Raw genomic sequence first — 12,573 nt, 5'->3', positions numbered from 1 at the left:
CATAAAAAAGCCCTGAATCACTCGGGGCTTTTTTGCATAAGTCCGTTATCTGCCCACTGGCTGAGTGGGGTGGTAGCGATCACTCACGCTACTGTCTATCGGCTCTTCCTCTCGCATAGACTGAGCTACCGCTTCAGTAATGGCGGACCAGACTTCCGGCCTTGTCAGCACTGGCATTTCCTTCGCCAATACGTTGCTCAACTTGCCTTCGTTCTGTTCCATGGATCGCAAGAGCCGATCAGCCTGATGATCAGGCATCTCAACGACTTCCTTGATGGCCTGCCTGGCCCTTATGTGGCTGCGTAGATAGCGCGACTCTTCACGCATCTGTTCGGTAATGGTACGGCGAATGACGTTGGACATGAAAACCACATGCGGCCCCAGGTTCGGGTAACGCCACACGGGACGGGCCTGATCCTGGCCGGTGAATTCAATATTTGAGACCACGCCGTCCGGATACTGCGTACGAGTACTGGCAAACGCGACCTGGTCTCGTACGCCCTGCATCAGCGGTTTTGAAACCTGATCCAGCACGCTGTCATACAGGCGCCTCTCCGCAGAGTCGTCGGTGATAACGGCTGAAATCGGAAGAATCACCGTGTCTGGAATGGCGCCATCACGACGCAAAATATCGTTGATCAGAAAGCGATGGACCCGGCCGTTGCCGTCGGCCAACGGATGGATATAGACAAAAGCGAACGCAGTTACGGCGCTACGCATGACTGGCGATTGCCCCTTTGTGCGATTCAGAAATACGCGAATACCTTCCAGCATTCGCTCCAGGTCAACCTCGGGCGGAGCGACGTAGTGGACAATTTCCTGATAGCGCACCGTCTCGCCAACAAAAACGGGGGACTGGCGAATTCCCAGGCGTGTCAGTGTTGTGACGTCTCCCAAGATTTCTTTTTGCATCTCCGCCAGTGTTGCGTCGGTGAGTGGCAGTTCGCCCTGGCCGGTGCGTCTTGCCATGACATCGGCGAAACGCTGGATACGAGTCGAACTATCCGCCTCCCCTTCAATGGCGAAGCTCGCTTTGCTTTCCCTGAGCGTCATCCACGCCGCCGCACGGAGCAGAAGCGCTTCGCCAAACTCTGCGGTCAGCTGACCAAAGAGCTGCGGAACATCGAGGTTGGCGGCTGATTTGACGGCCTCTGTCTTGACGACGGTTGGGCAAAAGTAGCTCGTGCCTGGAAGGTTGTCATTCACTCGCCAACGCGGGACTTTCACCGCTTCTTCAGGTGAAGCGGCTACCATCAGATCGGCGTTGATAACATCGACGTAGTTACCACCTATTCGATCTGGCACTTGCAACTGCTGACCAGTGAGCCACTCGAACAAGAAAGCTGCCTTGCGCGCATATTGACCCGTAGGCTCGGCATCCAACCAACCCTGCACCGATGAAGGGCCGAGCTTCGTAAACAGTCGGGTCAGAAACTCAAGGTTTAAGACTTCATGCCGCAGGTGAAATTGCAGATGGGAGGCGAGGTCCGGATCCGGGCGCATATTTTCCGGGTAAGTCTCAAGACGAAACCCATCCTCAACCTGAGTGAACCGCCGACTACCGACCTGACTTAACACTGGCAGCCTCGCCATCGGCAAGACTGCGAATGTCGTCGCTAGCCAGGCTGCACCGATAGGGTCTGCGGGAAACTCGCTCACGGTCACACTCCTTTGAAAAGCTCGGCCAAATTAAAAAGCCTTACAAATGGAGAGTAACGCTCAAAATCAATTTTCTCTGCATAAAAACGATTATTTTTCGGCATAAGTGCATAAAAACGATTATTAAGGACAGCTTGAATTGAATTCGCTAACGGTTTTTTGAGTTCCAAAAGCTCAATCAACCACATAAAAACGATTTCAGATGCTCAAAAACGATTACAAAACCGACATTTTGCATAAAAACGATTAGCAACCGGCCAATCCAGACTCAAGTTCTAACAATTTGAGCCTTCCCGCTCAAACCTCACTCACCTCAAACACAAACGAAATCCGCCGACTGCTCGCACTCCAAACATACCGAATATGCTTCCCCTGCTTCGGAATCGACACCGCTGGCGGTCGAAACGCGGCAACACATTCATGCCCAGGCAAGCGAACACTGCTGTAGAGCAATCCCCACGACAGCGTTTCGCGCAATTGCCGGGCAAAGGCCTGAGAGGGGCCATAGGCAGTCGGGTCCGGATCATGAAGATGCGGATAGTTCTGCCGAATGTCGTGCAGCGGTTTGACGACTTTGTTGACGTAAGTGCGCATGGTCAATTCAAGGTCCGGCTCATTGGTCGCAGCGAGGAAACGTTCCTGGTGATAACTCGTTTCGGCAATCGCTGCCGCTTGGCTACTGGCCGCGTAGTAGACGCCAAACGTGCCATCCGTAAAGCGACTGGTTTTGCCGATGTGAGTAAACGCAGCCATGACCGGCGTAGAGCCAGGCCCGGAGATTCGATCTTCAGGTCGCACACGGGAAAGCACGCCGGCCTCTTCCATCAACCGATCATTGGTCAGCGCTTCAAGCGCATAAGCGGTCGGCAAGTCTTCCGGATCAAGCACGTCTTCAAACAACGAGATCGGCGGAAAGCAGCTGTTAACGATCCGATAGGCCCGCGGCCACTGCGCATCAGCCAGTTCCGGCGCCATCAACCGCGCACTCCGTCGAGGTAGCGGCGCACATCGGCGATGTCCACCACGCGACCCACGAGCATGTAATCCAAAGCCGTTTGGCCATTGAACGGCGCAGCGGTGTTCGGGCTGCTGACCCATGTGTAAGCGCGCTCGCGGCTATTGCTGAAGATGATACTTAGCGCTTTGTGGATGCCCATCAGGTAGGAAATACGCTCCAGGGTGTCGTGGGGCAAACGAATGTTGGGCGGTAGGTGTTTGTACTTGTAGAACGTGGTGTTGCCGACTTTGCCCAGCAAGGTGCGTTGTTGCTCGGCGCTGCAGCCCCAACGTTCCATGAGGTTGAAGAAGAACTTGAGCGCGACCCGGCCGGCTTCGGGCGAGTCGAGCTGTTGCTGCGGGGTTTGGGCTGGGGATGAGGCAGGCATGACGGGCCTCCTATGGGTAGCGATGTCTTGAAATCAGATTAGTACGGATATGAATTATTGTGTGATTTTTATTCGCAAGCGTACGACGAAATACCGCGATTTCAAAGGCAGGACTTGGTGCCACCGCTTGATTCAGCTCAGGATTAAACGCAATTTATAGCGCGACGAAACCGGCCATCGGCGCAATGCCTTCCCGTAATACCAAAACATCAAACCTCACTGCCCTCTTGTTCCATATTCGAAAAAACAGCAATATATGGCCATTTAGTGGCACATTTTCTATTCATCAACTAATCTGGTTCCCCCACACTATATGGATATTGTTGTATGTGCGTAAAAACAGCTGACCCTATAGATACTCCCGAGACATCGACCTGCACAAATCGCACGGACTTCAGTGAAATCATCAACGATTGGCTTCAAAGACTGGTCAGCGCCCAGCGTGGGCACTACACCATGTCAGAGCGTCTCTATAACAAGTCAGCTTATACGGGTATCGCACTAATAATTAGCACTGTCATTGTTACGGCATTAGTGCTTGCCGACGCAAAGGATTGGTTCAAGTGGTCGCTGGTCGCTTTGAGCGTTATATCCGCCGTGTTGTCAGGCATTGTTTCATTCTCAAGATTTTCGGAGAGAGCCGAACAACACCGCGCCACAGCAAGTCATTATGGAAAGCTGAGAAGGAAAATGGAGTACCTGAAGGCAAAAAGTACGGTGTTAAAAGAAGAAGATATTCAGGAAAGGCTGAAAGTACTAAGAATCGAATGGGAATACGTATCAGGGAATGCGCCGCTCACCGATATCTCCGCCAGTCCGGGCGCAAGCTGTTGTGGCGCTCGATAACCGTCTCGTTTCCCTTTGCTCCGCGACACTGTCTTCGATGCGGCCCATGAGGCCGCATTAGCCTGCGCTCTTGATCACCACGGTGACTACCGGTACCGCCCGGAAAAATAGCCTGATCAGCCCCCGCCCCAAGCACCTTTTTTGACCCCAATCACTCTCCTATCACAAAAAACCCCGATCCTGTGTAAGCCTCCAGCCATCGGCTGCGGAATCAATTCGCTACTAAACCCGCGACAACTATGCTCAGGTGCAGGAATATAGCCGGCATAGGCGCAGGATCGGCCGCTAAGTACACAACAATTGCCAGCCCACTTTAGAGGGCATTACCCCATGGATAGCAGAACCTTACGCAACCTCATGCGCATTGTGCAGACTGGCTCGTTGTCGGCGGCGGCAGAGCATTCCTGTTTGACGGTGCAGGCGTTGGCCGCGCAGTTGAACAAGGTCGAAGAGCAGTTTGGTTTTCGCCTGTTTCGACGTTCCAACAAGGGCTTGACCCTGACGGCGCAGGGCACGCAGCTCACGCCTTATATCGACAAGGTCCTGGTCGCCACGCGGCAGATGGAAGAGAAAGTCGCTGCGTTAAAGGTGCCCGGTCAGCGCACGCTGAAGGTGGCGCTGAATACCACGCTGTCGGAGGACTTCAATCGGCGAATGATCGGGCGCCTGTTTGAGGTGTTTCCAGATCATCAACTGGAATTCTCCTACGCCGAGTCGATGGAAAACCTCAGCAAGCTGAAGAATGAAGATTTCGACCTGGCCGTGTTGATCGGGCCCCAAAAACCGGGGTTACCCAGTATTTTGCTGCCGGACGTACACGTTCAGGTGGTCGGTGCGCACTGCGGCCAGGAGAACGATCCACTGGTGATGCTGGGCGACAAGCTTCAGGTTCGTCCGGCGGACGATTGTCCGTATTCCCACAGCTTCTTGCGCTTTCTCGACGCGGGGCTGGGCAATTACGAAACCGGCCAACGGACGATTTACTCCTGCAGCGAAACCCTGACCTTGTCGCTGATCCCGCAAATGGACGGCATCGGCATGGTGTCCCGCGAAGCCGCCCAGCGTAACGGCTTGACCATTTTCCCGGATTTCGAGGATTTCCTCGAAGTGCAGCTGGCGGTCAATAACCCTGAGTTGTCCGGCCAGGCACTGAGCGACGTGGTCGATCTGCGCCTACATGAACGAGCCGAGCGCAATGTACGCAGCCGTCCCAACCGCCACACTGAGAAAGAGGTTTTTGCTGAAATACGCACATAACAACGTCGGAATCGCGGCATAGAATTCCGGGCGATCGAGCTGCACATGCTGGTCCTTGATCAACAAGGGCGTGAGGCTGATCGCAGCGACGATCGCCACTGGCAGGTATTCCAGTGCCCGCGCGACGAAGGGCGGCCAATGGTCGGTGTTCACCTGCAACGGCAGCGCGCGCGGCAGGAAAGTCACGGCCATCATCAGCACGACGACCAGGATCAGGAACGTTTGGTCAGGCATACACCCACCCCGCAACCCACGAATGTGGCGATAAACACGTTGAACGGCGAGCTGCCGACCAGGCTCAAGGCGCCCATGCAGGCGACGGCGGCCGCAGCGGCGATCAGCTTGTTGCGGGTGTTGCACAGCGACACCAGCACGTAGAGCATCATCGCGGTCAGGGCGTAGTCGAGTTGATATTTGATCAAGTGCGAAGCGTACTGCGCGCAAATCGCCCCGAGCAAACCGCCGATCACCCACGAGGTGTGACAGAACAGGTTGAAGCCGATCAGGTAACGCACGTTGACCGGCGCGCCGCTGCCCAGTTTCACGCTGTGGAAAGCGAACGATTCATCGGTCAGTCCGCCGGCATAACACCAACGTTCAAAACGACTGAGCCCCAACGCCCGCAACGCCTTGGCCATATAGACCGACATCAGCATGTGCCGCGCGTTGATCAAAAACGTGGTGAGGATAATCGTGGTCAGCGAAGCGCCGCTGGAGATCAGCGCCAACGCGGCGAACTGCGAAGCTCCGGCATACACGAACAGGCACATCGCAACCGGCAACCACACGGGCAACCCGGCGTTGACGGCCATCAAACCAAACACAAACGACACCGTGAAGTAACCGGCCACCACCGGGCTGGCTTCTGCAAAGGTGCGCGAAGGCTGCGGCTCGACCATCAGCGGCTGGCTGCTGGACGTCTCATTCATAGGTCCCTCTCAAAGGTCGTTTCGCCACGCGGCTCGCAAAAACCCTGGGCAGTCCAAAATCGCTTGCCGGCAAGGTTAGCATCGTCGACGAACAGGAACATCCGCAGCACACCGACGCGCTTCATGTCCGCCGAGGCCGCTTCCACCAAACGCTGGCCCACGCCTTGGGCGCGATATTGCGGGCTCACGGCCAAATGGTTGATGGTGCCGCGACTGCCGAGCATGCCGCCCAGCACCGCGCCGACCACTTCGCCACTGAGGTCGAGCGCCAGGTACGCGGTGGTGGTCTTCTGCACCAACACACCACGCAGGCATTTGGCGTCCTGCCATTCGCAGAACGACACTTCGTCGAACTGCCGGAAAAAGCGCTCCAGGCGCAGCGCATCCTTGGCATTGGCCCGCCACAGCATCACCGATGCCGAGGCGCTGTCCATGAGGTCGAGCTGTTCAGCGAACAATGTCGAAAGCGGTCCCGGGCCGCGAGAAAGAAATCGCCAGGATTTGCCGGTACGCCATGTCGTGGGAGTGGACATTGCGCGCAGGGGTCACGTAGTGGCGCATATCGCGATCGAGGAAGAAGGTGGTGTCGAGGATTTCCTGATACGTCGTCGACGCCAATTGCTCTTCATGAGCGCTATAGAGACGACTCTCGGCGCCCTCCACATTGTTGCGCCCCCAGAAGTGCACACCGCTGAACGGATAACCATCGCAATGGATGCCTTCAGGGGTAATTTCCAGTTGTTTGCCCGGCTTGATCTCGATGCGGATCTGATGGATCTGGCATTGCCAGATTTCATCGTGCAACTCCGGCGGCAGGACGTTTTTGTACACCTCAAAGTCGATGTCGATGAGGCTGCGCATCACCGGCGAATTAATCACTTCATCGGAGAAGTCCTGGAAGTGGCGAACCATTCCGCCGACGTAGCTGTTGTTGGCCTTGGACTGCACATAGGCACGGTGTTCCAGCTGCTTCAACTCGCGGGTCACCGGGTTGTATTCGAAGTCACTGTAGCGACGGAAACGCATACCGGATTCGGCCTGGCCGTAGTAGCTGTCCGGCTCCATGTTTTCCCAACTTCTGGTCAGTCGGACGAAGTCGGCGAAATGACCGTAGAGATTGAAGTCACCACCCTGGACGTTGACAAATTTGTCGCGCCGTAGCGATTCGCCAACTTCTCTGTTTAAAACGATCATTACTAGTCTCCGCTGCATTGAGCGGCCTAATCTATTAGGTGCAGGATTTCCGTCCCATGAGAAAGAATTTCAGGCATCTCAAGCGTTGCTTGAAGCGCCATAAAAAGATCGCTTGAATCGACGTTTTTATGCCAAAAAAAGCGCTTTTAGAACGTTTTCACCCTAAAACAGCAAAAAAAAACCCCGAGCCAGTCGGGATTTTTTTAGAGCGTTTAGCAACTCACGCGATCATCAGAAGATATTGATCGGGTAATCCACGAACACACGCACTTCATTACCGCTGACGTTGTACTCGCTGGATTTCTGCGACACACGCAGGATCGAGCTGCGCAACTTCACGCTCAGGTCTTTGGCCGGGCCACTTTGCACGACGTACTTGAACTGGTTGAAGATCTCGCGCTCGGTGCCGCCCTCGCTGGTGGACGTGGTGATGTTGTCACCGCGCACGTAGGCGAAGTTATAGCTCAGACCCGGAACGCCGAAGGTGCTGAAGTCCAGGCCGTAGCCCAGCTGCCAGCTGCGTTCGTCTTCAGCATTGAAGTCGGACCAGTAGGAGTTGGCCAGGTAGATGGTGTTGCCGCCATCGCCGACACGGTTTTGATCGCGCTGATAGCCGCCGTAGGCGTAGCCCAGGTTGCTGTCGCCGGTGCTGCGCTGATGAGCGAGGGTGAACGAGTGCGGGCCGGTGGCGAAGGTCGCTGCCAGGCTCCAGATTTTGTTGTCGTCGCCGGTGATACCGTTTTCGCGGACGTAGGAATTGTCCAGTTTGGTGCGGTAGCCGTTGAAGTCCAGGGTCAGGGACTGATCCTTGTCGATCGGGAACACGTAGTTGGCGTTCACGTATTGCTTCTTCAGCACGTCCTCGACGTCGGACGCGTAGACCGCAGCTTTGAACTGTTCGGTGAACTGATAGCTACCGCCCAATACGTTGATCGACTTCAAGCCGCCACTGTCACGGCCTTCAGCGCTTTTGCGCGATTCGGCGGTGAAGCGACCGGCATTCAGCACCAGACCTTTGATCTCTTTGGAGGTGATCAATGTGCCGGTGTAGCTTTCTGGCAGCAGGCGCGAGTTGTCGTAGTTCAGCACCGGCAATTCCGGCATCTGGTCGCCGTAGGTCAGCGTGGTGCTGGACAGGCGGAATTTGACGGCTGCGCCGCCCTTGGACAGGTCGTTGGCCGGGTTGCCGCTGTCACCCTTCTTGAAGAAGTCGATACCTTGGGCACCGCTCCGGTCTTCACTGCGCTCCAGATTGAGTGCGTACAGACCTAAAGCATTTACACCCACACCGACGGTGCCTTGGGTGAAACCGGACGAGAACGTACCGATGGCCGCTTGGCCCCACTCGGATTTGTCGGCGTTGCCGTCTTTGTAGTCACGATTGATGTAGGCGTTGCGCAGCAGCACTTTGAGGCTGCTGTCTTCAACAAATCCCTTGGATTCGGCCTGGTCGTTAGCCATGACCTGTGTAGCGCTCAACATCCCCAGAGCGATCAGGCTGATTCGCTTATTCAACATTTTGTTCTTTTCCTTATTACTGGTTGATACGCGCTGTGCCGAACGGCTGAAATGGCGCTGTTGCGCTCTTTTTTCACCCTGAAACAAAAAGGCCCGCCCACGATAAATCGCGGCGGGCCTTTTATTATTTTGTGGGTCGTGGCGGTTGGCCACAGGCGTTGGCGTGAATCCTATCCGCGCCCTCAAGCATGTGTCAATTTCATGAATCGTCTGAGATTAGGCGAAAATCTTCTAAGAAATGGCTTGTTTGTGAGTGCCCGTTGCACGATCCCAGGCGAATTCAGTCGGCGCAGCCGTCGAGGCCACAGGCTTGAAACCCGGATGAAGAAGCTTGGGCTGGCAGCGATTGCCTCAGCCAGGCCGCGAAGACTTCTGGCTTGCCCAGCCACGGGCCGATGTCGATCAACGTGAATTGGCCGTTCTGTTCCAGAACGAACGTCGGGAAACCCTGGCCGCCAACACTGGCCAGAAGTGCGCGGCTTTGCTTGATGTGACCGTCGGTATCTGCTTGCTCGAAAGCCCTCTGGAAGGCTTGAAGTTCAAGACCGAGACCGCTCGCGAGTTCACACAACACCGCTTCGTCGGCGATGCGTCGTCCCTCCACATAGTGAGCTGCCTGCAAACGCCCCAACAACTCCAGTCCACGGCCAGCCATCTGTTCGGCGGCCAGCACGGCAGCGATGGGTGGAGTGGAATCGAAGACCGCCGTTTCATCGCGCAGCAATCCTTCGAAATACGCCTCACCAAACGGCTGGCCGGTGTACTCGGCGATTCGCCGGTCGTGGGGCATCACGTAGTTGCGCAGGTGTGGCGAAACGGTCTGGCGGTTGGCTCCGCTCATCATGCCGCCACCGTGGACGATCACTGGCAATACGGCCTGAGCCGCTTTCACCAACGGTTTGGCGCCGTAGCACCAGCCGCACAACGGGTCGTAAATGTAGTGAAGGTTCATAGGAAAGCTCCGGCGAAAATGTAGGAAAAATCGATGCCGGCAGCCTAGCCCTCAGACCGTTTCGGAAAAACGCCGGAATGGCGTTCAGTCTGTTTCATGAATCGGTCGAATTCCTTTACCGCGTGACGGTATCAACCTCGACACAAGTTGAAACAATCAATCAGAGGAACTTCTCAGGAATAATTAACGGAAGTAAATAGCAAGCATTACCATTCGCACCCTCGAATTCCTTCCCCCTTTCGGATGCGCTTCAGATGCCTGCCCCGTTCCGCTTAACGCCCGTTACCCTTAGCTTTTCTGCTTTGTTGTCTGCCGGTTTCGCCGGTGCCGCGACCACCGTTTTACCCGAAACATCCATCAGCGCCGAAACGGCTGAAGCCGACGACCCACGGGTGAAAGCAACCAGCACCGCCACGCGCACCGCCACGCCAGTGCGCTATGTGCCGCAAGCCATCGATTCGATAAAAACCGCTAACGTCGTGGATTACGGCACCAACGACCTGGGCACCGCACTCAGCGGCATTCCCAACGTCAGCAGCGGCGCCGACACCCGATTCGACAGCCTGCGCATCCGTGGTTTCGACGCCAGCAACGATTTCTACCTCGACGGCATCCGTGACGACAGCCAATACGTGCGCGACTTGCACAACATCGAACGCATCGAAGTGCTCAAGGGCCCGGCCGCCGTGTTGTATGGCCGTGGCAGCCAGGGCGGGATCGTCAACCGCGTCAGCAAGCTGCCGGAATTCGGTCGGCGCTCGACCATTGAGGCCCAGGGCGGCAGTGAAGATTTGCGCAGCCTTTATGCCGACCTCAGCACCGACCCGAGTGAGAACATCAGCCTGCGCCTGAACATGGGCAACATGGATGAGAACAGCTTCCGCGACGGCGTCAGCGGCAACCGCCAACTGTTCGCGCCGTCCATGAGCTGGCAACTGACGCCGGACCTGAACTGGCTGGTGCAGTACGAATACAGCCGCTACAACCGTACGCCGGATCGCGGCGTTCCCGGTGTAAACGGACGTCCGGCAGATGTCGGACGGGATACGACCTACGGCAACGATCACGATTTCATCGACGACAAGTCGCAATCCCTACGCTCGAAACTCAGTTATGAACTGAGCGATAACTGGCAACTGCGCCATACCTTGGGCGTGTTCAAACTCGACAGCGATTTCGATAACACCTACCTGACGGGCTACACCCCGGCGACACAAAAGGTCACTCGCCAGCACTGGCAACAAGACCTGACCACCCGCAACGTGTTCAACAACGTCGAACTGGAAGGTGGTTTCGACACTTTCGGCCTTGAGCATCGCTTGCTGACCGGTATCGAGATCGGCAGCCAGCGCCGCGATCCGAAGTTGTACAACGCCGCCACCTCAGGGGCCGGCAGCTCTCCCGTACCCGCACTGGACCTGTACAACCCGAACCGCGATTTGCGCCACACCGGGCGCATGCAGGTGTCCAGCGACAACCACACCGAAGTCGAAAGCCGCGCGGTGTACGTGCAAGACCAACTGCGCCTGAACGATCAATGGCAACTGCTGGCCGGGTTGCGTTACGACACCTTCGACATCGAGTCGACCAAAAAGCTGCGGGACATTTCCGAAGATCGCGACAGCCACAGCACCAGCCCTCGCGTAGGCATCGTCTGGACACCGCTGCAGAATCATTCCTTCTACGCCTCCTGGACCAAGACGTTTTCCCCGGTGGGCGGCGGCTTGATCGGCATCACGCCGGGCGTGGCCGGCAATAGCAACGACTTGAGCCCGGAGCTGACCAAGCAGAAGGAAATCGGCGTGAAGAGCGACTGGCTCGACGATCGCTTGAGCACCACCCTGGCGATCTACGAACTGGAACTCTACAACCGCCGCACCAGCGATCCGCTCAACCCGACCATTACCTTGCTCACCGGCGAGCAACGCTCCCGTGGCATCGAGCTGACCGGCACCGGCAAGCTCGGTGGCAACTGGTATGTGCGCGGTGGCGTGGGTGTGCAGGACGCGACCGTCGTCAAGGACAACAACGGTTTTGAAGGCAAACGCATCAGCAACGTGGCCAAGCACAACGGCAGTCTGTTCCTGACCTGGAAGCCCGAGATGGGCTGGTACGCAGAAACCGGTCTGACCCTGGTGGGCGAGCGTTATGCCGATAACCTCAACACCACCGTCCTGCCAGGTTATGGGCGTTGGGATGCCTTGGCCGGGTTCCGGCAGAAGGATTGGGATTTGCGCGCGGCGTTGAACAACATCAGCGACAAGACCTATTACGCGTCGGCCACCAGCCAGTATCAGATCCAGCCGGGTGCGCCGCGCAGCCTGGTGGTGACCGGGACCTACAGCTTCTAAACACTGGCCACGGTTGTTGGGTCCACATCAATCCTGTGGGAGCGGGCTTGCTCGCGAAGGGGCCTTCAGCTTCAACATATCCGTTGACTGACACACCGTCTTCGCGAGCAAGCCCGCTCCCACATTTTGATCTTCAGTGGTCGCGAAAACCTTCTCCCATAAAAAAGCGCCGCCCTCCCGGCAGCGCTTTCATCAATCCTTTGTTCTTCTTTTTATCCTTCCATCACATCCCACAACGCGTCCAGTTCCGCCTCGCTGAACAAACCAGCGGGGTAGCGCTCGATCATCATCCGGCGCGGATCAGGTTCCCTGATCTGACGCGTTCCATTGGATTTCAACCAGTGCGCAAGGATCTGGAGCGATTCGCCATTGACTGCCAGGGGATGCAATGTCCGCTCGCTCACTACGTTAACTTCGGCGTTCATTTCGGCGCTCTCTCCCGGTTTGTGAGCGGCTAACTTATCCAAGGTTTATGACAGAAC

At 56.4% G+C, this 12,573-nt stretch carries 14 protein-coding genes; 3 read left to right on the top strand and 11 right to left on the bottom strand.

The window, feature by feature from the left end:
- Positions 1-45: 45 nt before the first annotated feature.
- From HB680_RS30360 to HB680_RS30345, 4 genes are all read right to left on the bottom strand, one after another.
- Positions 46-1,659 (bottom strand): Fic family protein, encoded by a 1,614-nt coding sequence (locus tag HB680_RS30360; RefSeq protein ID WP_213941977.1) that lies wholly within the window; start codon positions 1,657-1,659, stop codon positions 46-48.
- Between the two features lie 2 nt (positions 1,660-1,661).
- Positions 1,662-1,847 (bottom strand): hypothetical protein, encoded by a 186-nt coding sequence (locus tag HB680_RS30355; protein WP_213941976.1) that lies wholly within the window; start codon positions 1,845-1,847, stop codon positions 1,662-1,664.
- 109 nt (positions 1,848-1,956) lie between these two features.
- Positions 1,957-2,634, bottom strand: a complete 678-nt coding sequence (locus HB680_RS30350; protein ID WP_213941975.1) for an RES family NAD+ phosphorylase — start codon at positions 2,632-2,634, stop codon at positions 1,957-1,959.
- Entirely contained in the window at positions 2,634-3,044 is a 411-nt protein-coding gene (locus tag HB680_RS30345) for an MbcA/ParS/Xre antitoxin family protein (protein ID WP_213941974.1), read from the bottom strand. The genes HB680_RS30350 and HB680_RS30345 overlap by 1 nt, the downstream gene beginning before the upstream one ends.
- A gap of 327 nt (positions 3,045-3,371) precedes the next feature.
- On the opposite strand from HB680_RS30345, the gene HB680_RS30340 reads away from it, so the two are divergent.
- Both HB680_RS30340 and HB680_RS30335 read left to right on the top strand, forming a co-directional pair.
- Positions 3,372-3,890: a DUF4231 domain-containing protein gene (locus HB680_RS30340; protein ID WP_213941973.1), complete on the top strand. Its 519-nt coding sequence runs from the start codon at positions 3,372-3,374 to the stop codon at positions 3,888-3,890.
- A 330-nt stretch (positions 3,891-4,220) separates the two neighbouring features.
- Positions 4,221-5,147 carry a LysR family transcriptional regulator gene (locus HB680_RS30335; RefSeq protein WP_213941972.1) on the top strand — a complete coding sequence of 309 codons (927 nt, stop codon included), beginning with the start codon at positions 4,221-4,223 and terminating at the stop codon, positions 5,145-5,147.
- Here the strand turns inward: HB680_RS30335 and HB680_RS30330 are convergent.
- The 6 genes from HB680_RS30330 to HB680_RS30305 all read right to left on the bottom strand — a co-directional run bounded on the left by HB680_RS30330 (position 5,064) and on the right by HB680_RS30305 (position 9,740).
- A complete protein-coding gene (locus tag HB680_RS30330) occupies positions 5,064-5,381 on the bottom strand; it encodes an AzlD domain-containing protein (protein ID WP_010464672.1) in 318 nt (105 codons plus the stop codon). The two genes, HB680_RS30335 and HB680_RS30330, sit on opposite strands and share 84 nt — an antisense overlap.
- The gene (locus tag HB680_RS30325; protein WP_213941971.1) at positions 5,360-6,076 is read right to left on the bottom strand and encodes an AzlC family ABC transporter permease; all 717 of its coding nucleotides are present in this window, start codon (positions 6,074-6,076) and stop codon (positions 5,360-5,362) included. The genes HB680_RS30330 and HB680_RS30325 overlap by 22 nt, the downstream gene beginning before the upstream one ends.
- Positions 6,073-6,510, bottom strand: coding sequence for a GNAT family N-acetyltransferase (locus HB680_RS30320; protein WP_213941981.1), 438 nt, complete (start codon positions 6,508-6,510; stop codon positions 6,073-6,075). Before HB680_RS30320 ends, HB680_RS30325 begins: the two co-directional genes overlap by 4 nt.
- A gap of 13 nt (positions 6,511-6,523) precedes the next feature.
- Positions 6,524-7,270, bottom strand: a complete 747-nt coding sequence (locus HB680_RS30315; protein WP_213941970.1) for a 2OG-Fe dioxygenase family protein — start codon at positions 7,268-7,270, stop codon at positions 6,524-6,526.
- Positions 7,271-7,501: 231 nt separating this feature from the next.
- Complete coding sequence (locus HB680_RS30310; RefSeq protein ID WP_213941969.1) at positions 7,502-8,788, bottom strand: OprD family porin; 1,287 nt, start codon at positions 8,786-8,788, stop codon at positions 7,502-7,504.
- A 280-nt stretch (positions 8,789-9,068) separates the two neighbouring features.
- Positions 9,069-9,740: a DsbA family protein gene (locus tag HB680_RS30305; RefSeq protein WP_213941968.1), complete on the bottom strand. Its 672-nt coding sequence runs from the start codon at positions 9,738-9,740 to the stop codon at positions 9,069-9,071.
- A 254-nt stretch (positions 9,741-9,994) separates the two neighbouring features.
- On the opposite strand from HB680_RS30305, the gene HB680_RS30300 reads away from it, so the two are divergent.
- The gene (locus tag HB680_RS30300) at positions 9,995-12,091 is read left to right on the top strand and encodes a TonB-dependent siderophore receptor (protein WP_213941967.1); all 2,097 of its coding nucleotides are present in this window, start codon (positions 9,995-9,997) and stop codon (positions 12,089-12,091) included.
- Positions 12,092-12,303: 212 nt separating this feature from the next.
- Here HB680_RS30300 and HB680_RS30295 read toward each other — a convergent pair whose 3' ends face one another.
- Positions 12,304-12,516 carry a hypothetical protein gene (locus HB680_RS30295; protein WP_213941966.1) on the bottom strand — a complete coding sequence of 71 codons (213 nt, stop codon included), beginning with the start codon at positions 12,514-12,516 and terminating at the stop codon, positions 12,304-12,306.
- Positions 12,517-12,573: the final 57 nt, after the last annotated feature.

The sequence above is a fragment of the Pseudomonas sp. dw_612 genome (assembly GCF_018449725.1).
GTDB lineage: Bacteria > Pseudomonadota > Gammaproteobacteria > Pseudomonadales > Pseudomonadaceae > Aquipseudomonas.
The sequence above is the reverse complement of the archived record's forward strand: the minus strand, read 5'-3'. Positions and strand labels throughout refer to the sequence as shown.